General features: G+C 74.9%; 17 protein-coding genes. 11 read left to right on the forward strand and 6 right to left on the reverse strand.

Features of this window, described 5'->3' with window-relative positions; genetic code table 11:
* Positions 1 to 22 precede the first annotated feature (22 nt).
* Both BMW99_RS40110 and BMW99_RS17440 read left to right on the forward strand, forming a co-directional pair.
* Positions 23 to 859 (forward strand): hypothetical protein, encoded by an 837-nt coding sequence (locus tag BMW99_RS40110; protein WP_141726343.1) that lies wholly within the window; start codon positions 23 to 25, stop codon positions 857 to 859.
* Between the two features lie 5 nt (positions 860 to 864).
* A complete protein-coding gene (locus BMW99_RS17440; RefSeq protein WP_075017095.1) occupies positions 865 to 1647 on the forward strand; it encodes a hypothetical protein in 783 nt (260 codons plus the stop codon).
* A 124-nt stretch (positions 1648 to 1771) separates the two neighbouring features.
* On the opposite strand, the gene BMW99_RS17445 is transcribed toward BMW99_RS17440, so the two are convergent.
* Positions 1772 to 2470 carry an SDR family NAD(P)-dependent oxidoreductase gene (locus BMW99_RS17445; protein WP_069467440.1) on the reverse strand — a complete coding sequence of 233 codons (699 nt, stop codon included), beginning with the start codon at positions 2468 to 2470 and terminating at the stop codon, positions 1772 to 1774.
* Positions 2471 to 2611: 141 nt separating this feature from the next.
* Between BMW99_RS17445 and BMW99_RS17450 the strand changes: the two genes are divergently transcribed.
* Positions 2612 to 3496, forward strand: a complete 885-nt coding sequence (locus BMW99_RS17450) for a helix-turn-helix transcriptional regulator (protein WP_075017096.1) — start codon at positions 2612 to 2614, stop codon at positions 3494 to 3496.
* A gap of 197 nt (positions 3497 to 3693) precedes the next feature.
* Here BMW99_RS17450 and BMW99_RS17455 read toward each other — a convergent pair whose 3' ends face one another.
* Together BMW99_RS17455 and BMW99_RS17460 are read right to left on the reverse strand one after the other, a co-directional pair.
* A complete protein-coding gene (locus BMW99_RS17455; protein WP_069466649.1) occupies positions 3694 to 5763 on the reverse strand; it encodes a glycosyl hydrolase family 8 in 2070 nt (689 codons plus the stop codon).
* Positions 5764 to 5893: 130 nt separating this feature from the next.
* On the reverse strand, positions 5894 to 6919 hold the full coding sequence (locus tag BMW99_RS17460) for a hypothetical protein (protein ID WP_069466648.1): 1026 nt from the start codon (positions 6917 to 6919) through the stop codon (positions 5894 to 5896).
* Between the two features lie 83 nt (positions 6920 to 7002).
* Between BMW99_RS17460 and BMW99_RS17465 the strand changes: the two genes are divergently transcribed.
* On the forward strand, positions 7003 to 7314 hold the full coding sequence (locus BMW99_RS17465) for a PadR family transcriptional regulator (RefSeq protein WP_069466647.1): 312 nt from the start codon (positions 7003 to 7005) through the stop codon (positions 7312 to 7314).
* Positions 7311 to 8075: a hypothetical protein gene (locus BMW99_RS17470; RefSeq protein ID WP_107451729.1), complete on the forward strand. Its 765-nt coding sequence runs from the start codon at positions 7311 to 7313 to the stop codon at positions 8073 to 8075. Before BMW99_RS17465 ends, BMW99_RS17470 begins: the two co-directional genes overlap by 4 nt.
* Before the next feature lie 28 nt (positions 8076 to 8103).
* On the opposite strand, the gene BMW99_RS17475 is transcribed toward BMW99_RS17470, so the two are convergent.
* Positions 8104 to 8802 carry an HAD-IA family hydrolase gene (locus BMW99_RS17475; protein ID WP_075017098.1) on the reverse strand — a complete coding sequence of 233 codons (699 nt, stop codon included), beginning with the start codon at positions 8800 to 8802 and terminating at the stop codon, positions 8104 to 8106.
* Between the two features lie 249 nt (positions 8803 to 9051).
* Here BMW99_RS17475 and BMW99_RS17480 point away from each other — a divergent pair, with 249 nt between their 5' ends.
* From BMW99_RS17480 to BMW99_RS17505, 6 genes are all read left to right on the forward strand, one after another.
* The gene (locus BMW99_RS17480) at positions 9052 to 10185 is read left to right on the forward strand and encodes a beta-ketoacyl synthase N-terminal-like domain-containing protein (RefSeq protein WP_075017099.1); all 1134 of its coding nucleotides are present in this window, start codon (positions 9052 to 9054) and stop codon (positions 10183 to 10185) included.
* Positions 10182 to 11291 (forward strand): beta-ketoacyl synthase N-terminal-like domain-containing protein, encoded by a 1110-nt coding sequence (locus BMW99_RS17485; protein WP_075017100.1) that lies wholly within the window; start codon positions 10182 to 10184, stop codon positions 11289 to 11291. Before BMW99_RS17480 ends, BMW99_RS17485 begins: the two co-directional genes overlap by 4 nt.
* Complete coding sequence (locus tag BMW99_RS17490; protein WP_069465514.1) at positions 11278 to 11550, forward strand: acyl carrier protein; 273 nt, start codon at positions 11278 to 11280, stop codon at positions 11548 to 11550. The genes BMW99_RS17485 and BMW99_RS17490 overlap by 14 nt, the downstream gene beginning before the upstream one ends.
* A 2-nt stretch (positions 11551 to 11552) precedes the next feature.
* On the forward strand, positions 11553 to 12701 hold the full coding sequence (locus tag BMW99_RS17495) for a glycosyltransferase (protein WP_075017101.1): 1149 nt from the start codon (positions 11553 to 11555) through the stop codon (positions 12699 to 12701).
* A 145-nt stretch (positions 12702 to 12846) separates the two neighbouring features.
* Positions 12847 to 14169 carry a condensation domain-containing protein gene (locus BMW99_RS17500; RefSeq protein WP_075017102.1) on the forward strand — a complete coding sequence of 441 codons (1323 nt, stop codon included), beginning with the start codon at positions 12847 to 12849 and terminating at the stop codon, positions 14167 to 14169.
* A 17-nt stretch (positions 14170 to 14186) separates the two neighbouring features.
* A complete protein-coding gene (locus BMW99_RS17505; protein WP_075017103.1) occupies positions 14187 to 15479 on the forward strand; it encodes an MFS transporter in 1293 nt (430 codons plus the stop codon).
* 149 nt (positions 15480 to 15628) lie between these two features.
* On the opposite strand, the gene BMW99_RS17510 is transcribed toward BMW99_RS17505, so the two are convergent.
* Together BMW99_RS17510 and BMW99_RS17515 are read right to left on the reverse strand one after the other, a co-directional pair.
* The gene (locus tag BMW99_RS17510; protein ID WP_079139150.1) at positions 15629 to 17686 is read right to left on the reverse strand and encodes an anthranilate synthase family protein; all 2058 of its coding nucleotides are present in this window, start codon (positions 17684 to 17686) and stop codon (positions 15629 to 15631) included.
* The gene (locus BMW99_RS17515; protein WP_075017104.1) at positions 17683 to 18336 is read right to left on the reverse strand and encodes an isochorismatase family protein; all 654 of its coding nucleotides are present in this window, start codon (positions 18334 to 18336) and stop codon (positions 17683 to 17685) included. The genes BMW99_RS17510 and BMW99_RS17515 overlap by 4 nt, the downstream gene beginning before the upstream one ends.
* Positions 18337 to 18366 lie beyond the last annotated feature (30 nt).

Below are 18366 nucleotides of genomic sequence, written 5' to 3' on the forward strand. Positions count from 1 at the left end.
GCGGAAGTTGGGGAGGCAGGCAATGTCCGCAGCAGCGATTGTGGGTCTGGTTGTCGCCGTCGTGGTCCTGGCCGCCGTCGTCGCGGCCGTCACCCTGATGCGCGGCGGCACGGGGCTCGGTGGCGTCGGGCTCAAGCACCGGTTCGGACCGGAGTACGAGCGCGCGCTCGCGCACCATGACGGCGACCCGAAGGCGACACGCCACGAACTGGCGCAACGCGTCAAGCGATACGGCACTCTGGACCTGCGGCCGCTGGCGGCGCAGGACGTCGAACAGGCCGAGGCGGACTGGTCCGAACTCAAGGCGGAGTTCGTCGACAGCCCGGCCGGGGCCGTGACCGGCGCGGACCGGCTGATCGGCCGGCTCGCCGAGAAGCGGGGCTTTCCCGAGTCCGAGTCGCCCGAGCACAACGACGCGCTCTCGGTGCACCACCCGCACCAGTTGCAGGGCTACCGGCGGGCGCACGAACTCGCCGGGCAGGCCACACCGCTCGGGCCGAAGGCCACCGAAGAGCTGAGGCAGGCGATGGTCGCCTCCCGCGAGATGGTCGACGCGCTGCTCGGCACGGCGCCTGCGCCTGCGTCCAGGGCCGCGGTCGCGGTCCCGGCGGTCTCGACCCCGGCGGCCGTTCCGCCGCCTCCGCCCGCGCCGGCCCCTCACGGGACCGACGCCCGCGCGGAGACCGGCGACCGTGGTGGGGAAGAGACGGCGGCACGCGACGACGAGAGCGGTGACGTGCCCGACGAGCAGTCCGGTCCGCACGGCGGCGACTCCCGCCGTCGCTCGCCGCTCGGAACCCGCCTCGCCGCCCTGACGGCGACCGGCAGCCGCAAGACCGACACGGACGCGAGGAGTTGAGCACGGTGAAGCTGACCCGCGGATCGGGCGCGCCCGCGCCCGCGATGACGAAGGAACAGGACGGCGCTGCCGAGAGCGTGGAGCCGGCCGACGCAGACCGGGCCGACCGGGACGACGCGCCCGCGCAGGCGCAGGCCGACGAGGCGGAGGGGGCCGCGCGGCGGTCCACCGAGTCCGCCGCGGCCACCGAGTCCGAGCGGTCCACCGCGTCCGCACGGTCCACCGAGACTGACCGGCCCGTGGCGGCGCGCCCCGCCGAACGCGCCGGGGAGAGCGTCCCGGAAGCCGCCGGCCACGAGGGCGGAAGCCCCGGACGGACCGACGGCCCGGACACGGACGTGGACGCGGACCGGGGCCGCTCCGGACCCGCCGCCTCCGGCGCGAGGCCCGCGACGGGCAGCACCGTCAGCACCGGCGGCAAGGACAGCGCTGCTGGCGCCGGCAGCACGGGGACGACCGGTACGACCTCGTCCGGTACGAGCAGGACGCTCTCCGGCACGACGACGTCCGGCATCGCGACCTCCGGCACCGCGAGCAGCGCCGCCGCCGACATCGACCGGCTCAGCCGGCGCATGGACCGCGCCGTGCACGGCTTCGTGGACGACCCGAAGCGCGCCGTGCGCGAGGCGGACGAGGTGCTCGACGCGGCCGCCGGCCTGTTCGAGCAGCGCCGCGAGGAGATGCGCCAGGGCCTGGGCGACGGCGGCGACACCGAGGCGCTGCGCCTGGCGCTGACCCGCTACCGGGACCTCACCAGGCAGCTGATCTCCCTGACTGTCGCTCCCTGACCGCGGGCGGCGGCAGGGAGCGACAGTCAGGGGCTCCGCCACAGGAGCGCGACAGAGCGTGCCCCGCGGCACGAGGGCGCCGCGGGGCCCGAGCCCCCGGGCAGGGGAGCAGAAGGGGCCGGGTTCAGGAGGTCGCGACGTCGCCATCACGGTCGACGAAGCGGCCCGATCCTGAACCCGGCCCCTCCGTCGCGAGCCGGACGATCGCGTCGGTGCCCTCGGTCACGGTCTGCGGCCCGCGGTGCCCGTTGAGGTCGGTGGCCGTGTAGCCCGGGTCGGCGGCGTTGACCCGGACATCGGTCAGCGCCTTCGCGTACTGGCTGGTGAGCATGGTGAGGGCGGCCTTGGACGCGGTGTACAGCGGGGCGACCACGGACGACTCGGGACGGTCCGGGTTCTGCGTCAGGGCGATCGAGCCCATGCCGCTGCTCACGTTGACGATCACGGGGTCCTCGGACGCGCGCAACAGCGGCAGGAACGCGGACGTCGTGCGGACCACGCCGATGACGTTGACGTCGAGGACGCCGAGCGCGTCCGCGCCGGTGAGAGCGGCCGGGTCGCCGGTCGGGCCGTGCACGCCCGCGTTGTTCACGAGGACGTCGACCACGCCCTCGTGCGCGGCGACGTCGGCCGCCGCGGCGGCCACGGACGCGTCGTCCGTGACGTCGATGCGCACGAAGCGTGCCCCGAGCGCGGCCGCTGCCGCGGCGCCCCGCTCCGGGTCCCGGGCGCCGAGGATCACGGTGTGCCCGAGGGCGATCAGGCGGCGGGCGGTCTCGTGGCCCAGCCCCTTGTTGGCTCCGGTGATGAAGGTGGTGGTCATGCTTCGATCGTGCGCCGGACGCCGCCCCCGTTCCAGGGACGCCCCGACCCCAGGAACGCGATTACCAGGCTCGTCCGCGTTCCGCGCCTGCCGCCGCCGCCGGCGCCGCGCCGTTACCGGGTTCACGGCGGGTGGGGGACGATGGACGGTATGGCAGGACGAGAGGACCCGCGGCTGGGCGCCACGATCCGGGCATGGCGGGAGCGGCTGTCCCCGCAGGACGTGGGCCGGACGCCGGGGACGGCCCGCCGCCGCGCCACCGGGCTGCGCCGCGAGGAGCTGGCGGATCTCGCGGGCGTGTCGGTGGACTACGTGGTGCGGCTGGAGCAGGGCCGTTCGGCCGCCCCGTCCGCGCAGGTCGTCGCCGCGCTCGGGCAGGCGCTGCGGCTGTCGGCCGCCGAGCGCGACCACCTGTACCGTCTGGCCGGCCTGGCGCCGCCGGACGACGGACCGGTCCCGGACGACCTGCCGGCCGGCGTGCGCCGCGTGCTGTCCCGGCTGGGCGACGTCGCGGTCGCCGTGTTCGCCGCGGACTGGCACATGATCTGGTGGAACCCCGGCTGGGCCGCGTTGCTCGGCGACCCGGAAGCCGTGCCCGCGGAACAGCGCAACTTCGCCCGCGAACGCTTCCCGGTGGGACCCGACCCGGTACGGATCGCCCGCTGGCCGGTCCTGGTGCGCGACGGCGAGGCGTCGGACCTGGCGATCGTCTCCGACCTTCGCCGGGCCACCGGCCGCTTCCCGCGCGACGCGCGCCTGTCCGCGCTGGTTCGCGAACTCACCGCGGGCAGCGACGCGTTCGCCCGGCTGTGGGCGGGCGGCACGGTGGCCGCGCACCGCGAGGACCACAAGACCGTCGACCACCCGGCCGCGGGCGCCGTCGAGGTGGACTGCGACGTGCTGACCGACGGCGACTCGGAGTTCAAGATCGTGCTGCTGACCGCCGTCGCCGGTGCGGGCAACGAGGACGCCTTCCACCGCGCCCTGGGCGCGGCACCGCCCGCCGCGCCCGTGCCCGCGCGCTGACCCGCCCCCCGGCTCGCCCCGGTGCCGGGCCTCGGCCCGCTGCTGACGCCTCGTCGGGGCGCGGCCGGCCGCCGCTCCGGGATGAGGAGCGGTGGCCGGTTCGTGCCGTCACCCACCCGGCGGCGCCGAGACGGAACGGGGGTGCCTCCCGGAACCGGGAGGCACCCCCGTCGCGGTGCCCGGTGGTGCGGGCGGGGTCAGGAGACGTTGAGGGCCGTGTCGTCGAAGACGAAGTCGGTCGTCCCGCCGTTGGCGTCCGTCTCGGTGCCGGTGAACTTCAGGGTGACGGTCTGGCCGGCGTAGGCGCTCAGATCGTGGCTGTGCTGCGCGTAGCCGGTGAGGTGGTCGAGGTTGGAGTAGGTGTGCAGGGTGGCCAGCACGCTGCCGGTGCTGCTGAGGACCTGGACCTTGAGCGTGTCCGGGGTCGCGGTCGTGGTGCTCTCGGTGGTGTCGACGTGCAGCCAGTAGCTGAACGACGCGGTGCATCCGGCCGGGATGGTGACGGACTGCGCCACCGTGTCCGTGTCGGCCGCGCTGTCGCCGTTCAGCCACGCCAGCCAGCCGCCCGCGTGCGCGGCCTCGTCGGTGCTGGACGCGGTCACCGGGGCGAAGCCCAGCGAGGAGGACTGCGTCCAGGGCGCGGGGTTGCTGCCGTTCTCGAAGCCCGGGTCGCCGAGGAGCTGCCCCGCGGTGCAGCCGCTCCCGCCGGAGGTGACGGTGAGGGTGTACGTGGCGGTGTGGCTGCCGGAGGCGGCGGTGCCGGTCACCGTGACCGGGTAGCTGCCCGCGGGTGTGCCCGTGCCGGTGGTGACGGTGAGCGTCGAGGTCCCGCCCGCGGTGACGGACGCCGGGCTGAACGAGGCGGTCGCGCCCGACGGCAGACCACTGGCGGACAGGGCGACGCTCTGCGCGCTGCCCGAGGTGACGGCGGTGCTGACGGTGGCCGTCGCGGACGAGCCGGCCGCGACCGACCCGGCCGAGGGGGACACCGCCACCGAGAAGTCGTTGGCGGGGGCCGTCGCGCTCGCCGGGTTCCAGTAGTCGCCGGCCATCACGATGGCGACGAGCGTCTTGATGCTCTCGCCGTAGTAGCCGTCACCGAACGGGTTGGTGCCCAGCTGCTTCCAGATCGCGTCGGTCCACGCCTGGTCGCCGGCCGCCATCGCCGCCGGTCCCACCGAGTCCCCGGCCTCCTCGGCCTGGTCACTCGTCGAGTACGGCGTGCAGTTGAGCTTGGTGTGCGGGTAGACGTTCTGCGGGTTGCCGCCCGCCTCGGCCTTGAGGCAGGCGGACTCCTTGGTCGCCAGACCGTAGGCCGTGGCGGCGGTGGTGGTCCCGTTCAGCAGGGCGTCGGTGCCCATGTGCCAGGGCACCCGGATGGAGTTGTAGCCGACGATGTTGTCGGGCTGGCTCTCCTGGTAGTCGGCCGGGGCGGGCTTGGGGCTGCTGGTGTTGGCGCCCACGACGAAGTCCGAGAGCAGGCCGGTGCTCGCCGAGTACGCCGCGCTGAACGCGCTGTCGACGGCCTCGGTGCGCTGGACGACCTTGTTCCAGTCGTGCGCGGTGTCGTAGGCGGCGAACGCCCGCAGGTGGTCGAGCATGTGGTCGGACGGGCGGGTGTCGGTGGACGGCCCGTCGTCCTCGCACTTCAGGTGGCCGTCGGAGGCGACGTCGTGGGCGTAGATGTTCGCCAGCCACGCCTTGGCGTCGGTCGTGTACCCGCCCCACTGCTTGTCGGCGAGTATGAGGCCGTAGCCGATGTCGAGGTCGCCGTCGGTGGCCGAGTCGGGCGTGCCGGTGTCGGTGTAGGCGCAGGTCTTGCCGTCGAGCTGCCACTGCATCAGCCCGTCGGCGTCCTTGTGGTCCTTCACCAGCTGCCACAGGCCGTTGAACTCCGTCTGCGCGGCGGCGTCGTAGCCGGCCATCAGCGGCACGATGTTCATGCCGTAGCCCTGGCCCTCGGAGACCGGGCCGTTGTTGGGGGCGTCCCCGTCACCCTTGGTGGAGACGTAGTACTCGTTGGACGCGCAGCCGTGGACGAGGTAGGTCGCCTTCCACGAGTCGTACTGCTTCTCGACCGCGGCGTCCCGGGTGGACTGGGACGCCGAGGGGGTGACGCCGACCTTGTAGGCGGTGTGGGTCGGGAAGGGGTGGCTCGCCGTCGCGGCCTGGGCGGGGGACACGGCCAGTGCGGTCAACGGCAGGGCGAGGAGGGCGGAGACGGCTGCGGAGGCGAGCAGCCGTGAGCGTAAGGCGCGAGGACGCATGCGGGACTCCCAGCAGTTAGTAAAGCTTCCTAACTTCGGGCACAGGGTTGTCCGTCGGCGGGTGTCAGGTCAAGAGGCCCGGCAGGAACCGTTGTGACGCCGTGCCGGAAAGCGTTCGTGCCAGGGCTTGTCAAGACTGTTTCCACCCGCCTTGCACCGCCGTGTCCCTGGGCGGCCGGGCGCGACCGGCGAGCGTGAGGGCGGCGGCCGTGGCCGTGGCGGCCGCCAGTCCCGCGCCGACCGTGACGGCGGCCACGACGGGAACCGAGCTCAGCGACCGGCTGCCGACCGCCGGCAACAGGCCCGCGCGGAACGTGATCGCGGCCTGGAGGGCGACACACCCCGTGACCACCGAGGCCTCGGCCACCCGCCGCGCGCGGGAGCGCGGCGGCCGGGTCACGAAACCGGCCAGCGTGTTGCTGACGACGCAGAAGGCCAGGTGGGACGCGGTGAGTGCGACCAGCATCCAGGCGATGAGCAGCGGGTCGGTCCAGCGCTCGCCGACGGCCTGAGCCGCCGTCAGCGCCGCCGCCGCGCACACGCTCAGCGTGACAAACACCGTCCACGCATGGGCGCGCACCCACGCCGCCGCCCCGGGCGCGGCCCAGCGCCGCAGCACCGGGACACGCCCGGTGACGAGGAGCGCGTCGCCGAGCCAGTCGTGCCGCCACCCCGCGGACGAGCCGAGGGGGCTGCGGCCCCGCACCAGCAGCCGCGCCGTGCCGAGGACGAGGAGCGACACCGCGGCCAGCCCGCCGGTCAGCAGCCACGTCCAGCCGTCGCGGTCCGCGCGGTGCCGCCCGCCGAGCAGCGCGGCCCACTCGAACCCGGCGGCGAGTGCCGCGAACGCCGTCGCAGCCCCCGCCGCCCGCACCGTCTGCTGGGCCCGGTCGGGGCCGCCCGGAGCCCACCACACCGTCAGCCGCAGCGCGATCACCAGGGCGAGCACCGGCACCGCGAACTCGGCCAGGCCCACCACGGCGTCGTAGGGGTCGTCCTGCCAGGGGCTCGCCGCCCGCACCGACTTGTCCTGGGTCGCCAGCAGCGACAGCGGCTCGAACAGCACCGCCGTCCCCAGGCCCGCGCCCACCGCCGCCAGTGCCGCCTGTCCGCCGCGGGGCTCGCGGCCGTTCCCGTTTCCCATGTTGGCTCGCATGAGACGCATAGTACGCGCCACGTAGTACGCGTCAAGGAGCATCGTGTGGCGTACTATCGACTCGGGAGGCAAGGAGGCCAGGGATGCACAGCAACGACGCGCAGATGCTCGTGCTCACCGTCCTCGCGGACGGGCCGCTGCACGGCTATGCCATCAACACGGCGATCGAGGACCTCACCGGCCGCAGACTCGGCCCGGGCAGCCTCTACGGCGCGCTCGCCCGGCTGGAGGCCCGCGAACTGATCGAGGCCGCCGACGCGGGCGGCGAGGCGGCGGAGCGGCACCGCACCATGCGGATCACCACCACCGGACGCGACCAACTCCGCGCGGAACTCCAGCAGATGGCGCGCATCTCGGCGGCCGGGCTGCGCGCGCTCGGACCGGGGCCGGCATGAGCGCCGCGTCGTTCCTGACCGGCCTCTACCCGCCGCCGGTGCGGGAGCGCTGGGGCGGCGAGATCAGCCGCGAGGTCGCCGCGTCCGGCATCCGGTGCTGGCCCGACACCGTCGCCGGTGCCGCCCGGCTGTGGCTGCACCCCACCCACTGGCCCGAGGCGCGGGCCGGCCAGACCCGGCGGGTCGTGGTGGTCGCCCTCTCGGCGGTCACCGCTGCGACCGTGCTGCTGCTGCGCTCCCTCATCCCCACCACCACGCTGACCGCCGACGTCCGGCACCCCGCCACGAGCCTGTGGCTCGTCCCGCTGCTACTCGGCGTGCTGCTCGCGGTACCCCTGCCGCCGCTCGACCGCACGCTGTTCGCCCGTCTGGTGGCCGCCGCGGCCCGCACCCTCGCCGCCCCGGCCGTCGCGGTCGCGGCTCTGCTCGCCCTCGCGTGGAGCGGCGCGGTCCGGCAGGCCACCGGGCCCGCCGAGGCCGCCCTCGTCGCGTACTACTGGCTCACCCTCGGCTTCGTCGCGGTCCGGCTGTGCGCGTGCGTCGCCCGCGCCGCCGCGCTCACCACCCCGCCCGGCACGCGCCGCCTGTCCGCCGCCGTGCTCTCCGTCGGAGCGGGGCTGGCCGCGGCCGCCGTGCAGACGCTCGCGGCGCTCGCCGCGTCCGGCGGCCACCCGGCCGCCGCCGCCGAGGGGTCGGCGCTCGCCCTGGCCGCCGTCGTCACGCTCGCCGCGGGCCGTGATCTCGGGAGCCTGACGGCGTGACCCGTGGTCAGGCCGGCTCGGGAACCGCTCAGCCGAGGCTGCGGCCTGGCCCGTCGGCGTGGCCGCGCCCGTCGGCATCCACGGCCACGCACCCGGGTCCGTGGACCGTGAGCGGCGGCGTGACCCGGACGGCCGCCAGGTCGGCGGCGGAGGCGAGGACGCCGGGGCCTGCCAGGCCGATGCCGACGCAGCGCATACCGGCCGAGCGGGCCGCGTCGAGGCCGATCGGCGCGTCCTCGAAGACCAGGCACCGCTCCGGTGCGGCGCCGAGCTTCTCCGCGGCCAGCAGGTAGCCGTCGGGCGCGGGCTTGCCCCGGTCGACGTCGTCGGCGGTGATCAGCAGCGCCGGTTCGGGCAGGCCCGCGGCGGCCAGCCGCCCCCGGGCGATCGGGGGAGTGGACGACGTGACCACCGCCCAGCGGTCAGGTGGCAGCGCGGCCAGCAGGGCGGCGGCGCCGGGCATCGCCGTGACCCCGTCCATGAACCCGAGTTCGAGCGCGGTGATCCGGGCGACCTCGGCCGCGACGTCCAGCGCGGGCGCCACCTCGCGGACCAACTCGGCGTCACGCCTGCCGTGCGCGAGCGCGAGGACGGCGTCCCCGTCGAGCCCGTGCAGCGCGGCCCAGGCGCGCATGCTGCCGTCGATCGCCGCGCGCGAGTCCACCAGGACCCCGTCGAGGTCGAACAGCAGCGCCTCCACCGCGCCCGCCGTCCATCCGTGGTCCACCGCTCGCCTCCCCGCTCGGGCACGCCGTCCCCGGCGGTGCCGCCGCCGCTCCGGGGACGGCCGCGAAACGGCCGCCGCGGAATCCGGAAGAATTCTCACGTGAGGGAGTACGCGATGACCACCTACCTGAACGGGTGGCACGCCCACCCGTTGAGGTAGGGGCGGAAGACGTATGCCGCCGATTCCGCTCCCGGGCGCCGGTCATTCGAGTGGTAATGATCCCCGGCCGCCTCCACTACAGTCGCCGCCATGACGTGGGATATCGCCGGTATGGGTGCCGTCGCGAGTGTGGGCGCGGATCCCGGCCGGATATTCGAGGCCCTGTGCGCGGGGCGGGACGGGCGGGCCCCGCTGCGGGTCTTCGACCCCTCCGCGTATCGCATGCGGTACGCCTACGAGATCGACGACCGGCCTGAGCCGGGACGCGACGAGCCCGGACGCGCGTCCAGGTGGCTGGGTGACGCGGTGGCCCAGGCGCTGCGCGACGCGGACGTCGACCCGGGGTCCGCCGAGGTGCCCGTGCTGGTCGGCACCACTCTGCGCGAACAGCGCAGTGCCGAACTCTGGTGGCGTGACGGAACGCCTTTCGCACCGCGCGACCTGCATTTCGACGCGGCCCTGCGCAGCCGGATTCCGGGCGCCTCGAGTTTCACCTTCGCCAATGCCTGCTGCGCCGCGCTCTACTCCCTCGCACTCGCCGGTGACCTCATCGAACTCGGCCTCGCGGACACCGTGGTGGCCGCCGGTACCGATTCCCTCTCGGAAAGCACCTACGGAATGCTGGACCGGGTGCAGAACGAGACGCCCACCGCGGCACGCCCCTTCGACGTCGGCCGCAAGGGAATGGTGATGGGGGAGGGCGCCGTCGCCGTCGTGCTCCGCCGCACCGGCACCGGCTCGGGCCGCGTCCACGCCCGCCTGCGGGGTGTCGGCGTCAACTGCGACGCCTTCCACGCCACCGCGCCCGACCCGGCCGGCATCGCCCGCGTCATCGCGGACGCCCACCGGCGCGCCGGGGTCGGCGCCGACGACATCGACCTCGTCATGCTGCACGGCACCGGCACCCAGCTCAACGACCAGACCGAGGCGGAGGTGCTCGGCGCGCTGTTCGCCGGGGGCGCGAACCGGCCCCTGATGACGGCCGTGAAGTCCATGACCGGCCACACGCTCGGCGGCTCCGGCCTGCTGAGCCTGGTCGTCGCCGTCCTGGCCATGCGCCACGGGAGGGTCCCGCCGGTCCACGGCCTCGACCGGCCGGTCCCCGCCGCGGACGGCCTGCACCTCGTGCGGCACCGCGCCGCCACCGCCGACATCACCACCGCGCAGGTCAACGCGTTCGGCTTCGGCGGGATCAACGCGGTGGCCGTCGTGGAGGCGGCGTGATACCCGGGACGGCGCACCCCGCCGTCACCGGGACCGGCACCGCGGTGCACGGACTCGCGGGACCCGCGGACCTGGTCGGACGCGGAGACGGCGGACCGGCGTTCGACACGGCGACGGCCCTCACCGGCCGGGACATGCGCAACAAGGACCGCGGATCGCGGCTGGCCATCCGGGCCGCGGGCGCCGCGCTCGCCGCCGCCGGGCTCCTGGACGCCTCGGGCCGCGTGGCCGACCCCGAGGGAACGGCGGTGGTCGTCAGCTCCAACTTCGGGAACCTGGGCAGCGTCGTGGAACTCGCCGACACCATCGCCGCGGAGACCGTCACGGGCCTCAATCCGCTCAGGCTCCCGGAGACCGCGTGCAGCGTCATCGCCGCCTGGGTCGCCATCCGGTTCGGCCTGCGCGGCCCCAGCCTGACCGTCTGCAACGGCACCAGCGGGGGCCTCGACGCGCTGTTCTGGGCGAGCAGCCTCCTCGCGACGCGCCGGGCCCGCGCCGTCACCGTGATCGGCGTGGAGCCCACCAACGACGCGGTCCGCAGGCTCCTGGGGGCCGACAGCGTCGACGGCGCCGTGGCCGTGGTGCTGGAAACGGCCGAGGCGGCGGACGAGCGCGGCGGCCCCGCCCCCGCCGCTTTCCTCACCGGCTACGGCCGCGGCCCCGACGCGGCCGGTGCGATCGCCGCGACGGGTCTGCCCGGAGCCGGTGGCCGCCACGACCTCGGCCTGTGGCTCACCGAAGTCGATCGGCCGGACGGCGCGTTGAGCATGGTCCGGACGTCCGGCGGTGTGCTCGGCCTCGAACGGCGGCTCGGCCGCTGCTCGGGGGCCCTCGGCGTGCTGCAGTGCGCCGCCGCGGCGGCCCACCTGAGCGGCGGCGGCACCGGCCCGGTGCTGGCCACCGCGGGCGGCGCGGGGGAGCCGGTCGCCGCCGTGCTGCTCACCGGCGCCGACGCCACGCCCGCACCGCTCGCGAGCACCGAAGTCCCGCACAGCACACCGCACGTCACTCGTGCGGTCCCCACCACGGCCTTCACCGACGCGGAGAACACCGACCCGGAGGTCTCCGTCCGACACCGAAAGGGTTCCCGCCATGCCGAGCGATGAGCAGCCGAGCACCGCCCACACCGCCGAACTGCACAGCCTGATCGCGGACGTTCTCGAACTTCCCGTGGAGGAGATCACCGCCGAGAGCCGGTTCATCGACGACCTGGAGGTGGACTCGCTGGCCTCCCTGCAGATCGCCGTCCAGGTCGAGAAGCGGTTCGGCGTCAGCATCGGCGAGACCCACCTGGCGTCCATCGGCTCCGTCGGCGAGATGACCGAACTCGTGGAATCCCGGATGGCCGGGAAGTCGGGCGGCTGACGGTGGGTGCCACCGTCCTGTTCCTCCCCTCGCCCTCCGCGTCGGGCAGTTGGGGCTCCACCGTGCGCCTCGCGGCCATCGCCGAGGAGTGCCGCAGGCGCGGTGACCGGGTGGTGTTCCACGCGTGCGAGCCCACCGACGCGCTGCTGCGGGAACGCGGCCTGGAGGTGGCCCCCTTCCGCGGCATCGCGCCCGCGAGCCTGGCGCGCGGGCCGATCGACACCTTCCACGACATCTGCGAGGTGCTCGGCTTCAGTGAACCGGCCTCCTGGGAAAGGCTGTTGCGGGACGAGGACGACATGATCGCCGAAGTGGCGCCGGACGTCGTCGTCGCGGACATGCGCCCGACCGCGCCGCTGTCCGCCGCGCGGCACGGCGTCCCGCTGGTGGCCTGCGCCTGGGCGGGTGCGGACCCACGCCTGCACGCCTCGGGCGACCACCCGTACGACGACCTGGCCCGCGCGGTCGCCGCGAAGTGGTGCGACCTGGTGCCGGACTCCATGGCGGAGCTGATGTTCTGGCGGTCCGACCGCCAACTGGCGCTGTCCTTCCCCGCGTTCGAACCCGAGCTGGCGGACGCGCCCGCCGTCGCCTACACCGGCTACCTGCGCGACACCTGGCGCCCGGCGGGGGGCGAGGCACGGCCGCCGGTGCCCGAGCGCCTCGTCGTGGTCTACGCGAGCTCGTCGCCGTGGGGCGTGCCGCGGATCGCCGACGCGCTCGACGAGGCGGCGCGCCGCGCGGCTGTCACGGTCTGGTGCGTGCTGCGCTCGGACACCCCGGCCCGGCGCCTGTCGGACCGCTGCGAGGTGTTCCGCTACCTGCCCATGGACGACGTGCTGCCGGAGAGCGCGGCCCTGGTCTTCCACGGCGGGCTGAGCACCGCGCTCGCCTCGGTCCACTACGGCGCGCCCGCGCTCGCCGTGCCCGGGCGGCACTACGAGCGGCGGCGCAACGCCGACCGGCTCGGTGCCATGGGACTGGGCATCACGGGGGAGCTGGGCGACCTGCTGCCCAGCAGGCTCAGCGCCCTCTTCGAACGCCTCGTGGACGACACCGGGTTGACCGCCGCCGCGGAGACCGCCCGCGCGGAGGCCGCCCGCTACGGCGGGGCGGCGGCCGCCGCCGACGCCGTCCACGGGCTCCTGTGACCACCCCGCCCGGCCGGAACCCGGGGTAGGCCGGCCCGCACCCCGCACCCCGCACCCCGCACCCACCCCAGCGCCGGCGACCGGCACGGCACATCCCGCCCGCGGCCCTCACGCACCGCCCTCAGGACGCACGGAGGCAGAGCCCATGAAGACGATCCCCGCGCCCGCGACGCAGGCGGTGTACCACGACTTCCTCGCCGCACCCGACACCTACCTCCCCATCAAGCGGATGTTCGCGGCCGTCGCCCTGGACTCCGTGCTCGACCGCCGCCGTCTGGAGGCGGCGATCCGCGCCGTCGCCGGCGCCCACGAGATCCTCCGCACCTGCCCGGTGACGGTCGACGGCCAGGTGCTGCAGGAGATCCGCGAACTCCCCGAGATCGACGAGCCGTTGCTCGTCACCACCGACTGGGACGGCAGCGCCGAGGCCGTCACGGACCTCAAGACCGGTCTGGAGAACTGGTGGGCCGCACCACGGCAGCTGGCCGTCCGGCCGATCCTGGCGACGTCGGGGACCGGCCGGTCCTACCTGCTGTGCGCCTACAACGGCTGCAGCATGGACGGGATCTCCGCGCACTTCCTGCTGGACCAGATCAGGGCCCACTACAGCGGCCGCCCCTTCGTGACGGCACCGGTCCAGTTCAGCGACTACTCGGCCGCCATGACGGAGGAGGGACACGCGCTGGCCTACGACGACTGGATGCGCCTCATCGACCGCTCCGCGTCCGTCCTGCCCGACGCGCTCGCCAAGGACCGGGAGAGCATCCCCAAGGCGTGGATCAGAGTCCTCCCGTTCGAGCTGTCCCCGGACGTGACCGCCGCCGTGGGCACGCTGTGCCGGACCTTCGCGTGCACCCGGTTCGAGGCGCTCGCGGTCGCCACCGAGCTGTACTTCCGGCGGGACGACGACCGGCCCGCGAGCGTCGGCGTCCTGCACGGCGGACGGCGCGGCCCGCGGTCCCTCGAGGTCGCCGGACTGCTGCGCACCCAGGTCATGGACGTGGTGCAGATGGACGGCAGCCCCACCGCGGGCGCCGCGTTCACCGCCCAACTCGGCAGCCTCCGCGCCGCGCTGCGCCACCTCGCGCGCCTCCCCGTCGAGGAGGTGTGCCGCAGGGCCGGCCTGCCGGGCGGATTCCGGTTCGGCGAGCGGCGGTTGTGGGAGGTGTCCATCATCAGCCGCTTCTCGCGGTTCCTGACCGGCCCGTTCGGTGAGGCCGCCATCGAGCCGCTCGACGCGCCGATGCGGGACGACTGGTTCTGCGAGAACGGCGGGCCGGTCTTCAGCGTCAACTTCACCCTCGGCAAAGGCGCGTTGACCGGCGGCCTGCAGTACGTCGACCCGCCCGTCGACCCCGGGACGGCCGCCGCCGTCGTCGCGGGCATCCAGCAGACGGTCCTGCGCGTCGCCGGCGACCCCGCCGCATCCGTCGCCTCCGCCCCGGCGTTCCTGCGCCTCGTCTCCTGAAGGCGGTGCCGACGGCCATGAGCAGGAAGCCGCGGTCCACGCCGGGCCTGCGCCCCGCGCTCGCCTCCCTGCGGGAGCCCGTGTTCCGGCAGTGGTTCCTCAGCCAGATCCTGTCCTCGTCCGGATCGATGACCCAGGGCGTCGCGCTGTCCTGGCTCGTCCTGAGACTGACCGGCAGCGGCGTCGCCCTCGGGCTCATGACGTCGTGCACGTTCCTGCCGCTGTTCCTCGTGGGCCCGTTCGCCGGGCGCCTGGTCGACCGGGTGGGCCCCCGGCGCGTGCTGGTGTGGACGCAGATCCTGCTCGCCGCGCTCTCCCTGCTCGTCGCGCTGCTCGCGGCGACCGGCACCGCGAGGATCTGGATGCTCTACGCGACCGCCGCGGTCACCGGCCTGGTCAGCTCGCCCGACGCCACGGCCCGCCAGGTCTACGTCGTCGAGCTCGTCGGGACCGAGCGGGTGACCAGCGCGGTCGCGCTCAACGAGGTCGTGCTGAACGCCTCCCGCGTGCTGGGTCCCGCGCTGGGCGGTGCCGTCCTCGGCACGGCCGGGGTCGCGTGGTGCTGCGTGCTCAACGCGCTGTCGTTCCTGCCGCCCCTCGCGGTCGTGCTGCGGCACCGTCCCGCCACCGCGCGCGAGCAGGCGGCGCCGGGACCGGGCGAGTCCAAGGCCGGCGGGCTCCGCTACGCCTGGCGTGACCCGGCGATCCGCGCCTGCCTGATGCTGGCCGCCGCCTCGGGCATGCTGTTCAACCTCAACGTGCCGGTCCCGCTGCTGGCCACCGGCGTCCTCCACCTCGGCGGCGCGGGGTTCGGCCTGATGATGGCCACGTTCGGACTCGGCTCGATCCCCGGCGCGGTGCTGGCCGCCGCGGGACCCGCCACGCCCCAGGGCCGCACGGTCGCCCTGCTCGCCGCCGCCACGGGTCTCGCCGTGCTGGGCACCGCCTACGCGCCCGACGTCGCACTGGCCTTCACCGGCATGGCCGTCACGGGCTGCCTCTCCATCTGGTTCATCTCGCTGGCGAACACCCTCGTGCAGCTGTCGGCCGAACCCGGCATGCGCGGCCGGGTCAACGCCGCCTGGACCATGGCGCTGCCCGGCTGCGAGCCGGCGACCAGCCCCTTCGTCGGCTGGGTCGCGGGCGCGGCGGGCCCGCGCGAGGGCTTCGGTGTCGCGGGGCTCGCGCTGCTGCTGGCCGCCGCGGCGGGCCGGCCGGGGCTGACGCGCCCTCCGCGAGCGGACCGGCACCATCCCGTGCCGGTCCCCGCCGCCGCGCACCACGCCCTCGACGAGACCGTCGGTGACTGACCGGGCCAGGCCGCCGGCGCTCCCGCCGTGGAGTGGGACAGGCCAACCCGCGGCAGCGCTGGACGAGTTGAGCGAGATGCGGCGCGGGGGCCGAGGGGGCCAGGGGGAGCGGGGCCGCCCGGACCCCGGCGCGGGAACCGCAGCGCGCGTCAGCGGTCCTGCCCGCACAGGTCGGTGAGCAGCGTGGCGGCGATCCCCCGCCCGTTCTGCGTCAGCACCGACTCCAGGTGGAACTGCACCGAGCTGAACCGCTTGCTGCGCAGGGCGTGCACCTCGCCCGTGCGGTCGTCCCGGCTCACCTCGACCGACACCCCGAGCTCAGGGCTGGTCAGCACGTCCCGGTCGCACTCCGCGACGTAGGAGTTGTACGAGCCGACGCGCTGCGGTTCGCCGAACAGGCTGATCCGCCGCTGCACGCCCTGGTGGGCCTCGCGGCGCCGCCGGATCGGCAGGCCCAGCTGCGAGCTGAGCACCTGGTGGCTCAGGCACACCGCGAGGAACGGCACGCTGCCGGCGAGCAGCGTCCGGACGACGGCGTGCAGCCGCGCGATCCGCGGGTCGTCGAGCGCCAGTGGGCTGCCCGGGCCGGGGCCCAGCAGCACGCAGTCCACGCCGTCCAGCGTGAACTCCTCGGCCACCGAACGGATCCCGACCGGGCAGCCCAGGGCGCGCACGTGGTGCGCGAGCATCGAGGTGAAGGTGTCCTCGGCGTCGAGCACCAGCACCCGGGGGCTGCCCGGCACGGTGGCCTCGTCCTGCGACGCTTCCCCGACGCCGCCTGCGTGCGGGGCCACGGGCCCGTCCACGGACCCGTCCGCACGGGCCGGGCCGAGCCAGAACCCGTTGAGCCGGGTGTTCCTGGCCAGCAGCGCCTGCCGCACCCGCGGATCGTCCTGCGGGGCGGCGGCCGTACCCGGCTGCCCTCCGGCGTTCGGCCGGTGCGCGGCGGGCGGCCCGCCGACGCCCATCGCGCCCAGCAGGCCGCGGACCTTCGCCCGGGTCTCGTCCGCCTCGGCGGCCGGCCGCGAGTGCCGTACGACGGTCGATCCGGCGCCGACCCGCAGCCGCCCGTCGGGACGGATCTCCGCGGTGCGGATGAGGATCGCGGAGTCCAGCCGGTCGCCGCCGTGCGCGTCCCTGCTGATCAGCGCGGCGACACCGCTGTAGTAGCCGCGCCCGCCGCGCTCGTGGCGGGCGATCACGCGGAAGGCGTTCACCAGCGGGCTGCCCACGACGGTCGGCGCGAACATCGTGCCGCGCAGGATCCGCGCGGGCGGCAGCGCGGTCGGGCCGGAGATGACGTACTCGGTGTGCGCGAGGTGCGCCATCATGCGCAGCCGGGGGCCGTCGACCCGCACCCCGGTGCCGCAGACGGCGGCCATCATCTTCAGTTCCTCGTCGAGCACCATGAACAGCTCGTCGGACTCCTTGCCGTCGCCGAGGAACCCGACGAGCCCGTCGGCCGTCGGCCCGCCCTCGGGGTACCGGTAGGTGCCGCTGATCGGGTTCATCGTCGCGACGCCGCCGGCCAGCGTGACGTGCCGTTCGGGGGTGGCGCCGACGAGCGTGCGGCCGCGGGTGCGGACCAGGAACGTCCAGTAGGCACCGCGCTCGTGCCGCAGCAGGTGGTGGAACACCGCGAGCGCCTTGGCCACCGAGAAGTCCGGTATGTCGGCGAGGAACGAGCGGCTGATGACGAAGTTCGCGCCCTCGCCGCCGCCGATCTCGTCGGCCGTCACCCGCCGGACCGTCTCCTCGTACGCCGAGTCGTCGACGTCGAACGCGCCGGTGGCGACGGCCCGCGACGTCGCGGGGTCCACCGGTCCGGGGTCCTGGAGCGTGACGCGGAGGTGGTCGTGCACCCGCATCGCCAGCAGCGCGGCGTCGTCCTCCCGGCAGCGCATCCCGCGTTCGGCGGCCGTGCGGTAGGGGACGAGCAGGAAGACCGGCGAGCCGTCGTGGTCGTCGGGCGCCGGCACGTCGTCCAGGCCGGCCAACTCCCGCACCGGTCCGGCGAGCAGTTCGACGACAGGGCGGCCGTCGACGTCGGCGGGGAGCACGCCGTCCGCACCAGGGCGGCGCAGCAGCACGAACTCGGAGGGCAGCTCGGCTGGTTGCAGCAGTCCCGCGTACGCAGGCGTGCCCGTGGCCCGGCCCGGCGAGCGGCTTCCCGCGTCCCCGCCCGCCTCCGCCGGACCGGCGCTCACCGTCCGGCCCCCGCCAGTGCCAGCGCGCCGAGCACCTCGTCGGTCGTGGTCGGGACCGCGCAGCGCCCGGCCGCGTACTCCAGTGCCATCTTGTGGTCGGCCGCGGAGAAGTCGGCGAGCGCGTCGGCGGCCAGAAAGGGCTCGATGTCGTGGGAGTAGGCGTCGACGGCCGTGACCAGGCAGCCGATGTGGGCGTAGACGCCGCAGACGACGAGCTGGTCCCGCCCCTGCTCACGCAGGAAGGCGAGCAGACCGGTGCGGTGGAAGGCGCTGTAGCGCCACTTGGTGAAGACCTGGTCGCCGGGTGCGGGCGCCAGCGGTTCCACGATCGCCCGTGCCGCCGGGTCCCTGCTCATCCCCGGGCCCCAGAACTCGCTGAGCAGCCCGCGCTCCCGCGCAGTCATGCCGCCGGGCTGGGCGGTGTACGCGACCGGCACCCCGGCCGCGCGGCACCCCTCCCGCAGACGCGCCGCGTTGGCGACCAGGGTGGTCACCGGCTCGCGACCGGCGGGGAACATGTCGAGGAAATAGTGCTGCATGTCGTGGACGAGCAGCACGCACCGCTGCGCGTCGAGCCGCCAGCGCGCGGTGCCGGCCGGAAGATCCTCACGCGTCGGCATCGGGTACGCCTCGATCGGCGGTATCTGCATGGTGCCCTCCCAGGCTGGGGGTCCGAGCGG

Source organism: Actinacidiphila rubida, from assembly GCF_900110255.1.
Taxonomy (GTDB): Bacteria; Actinomycetota; Actinomycetes; order Streptomycetales; family Streptomycetaceae; genus Actinacidiphila; species Actinacidiphila rubida.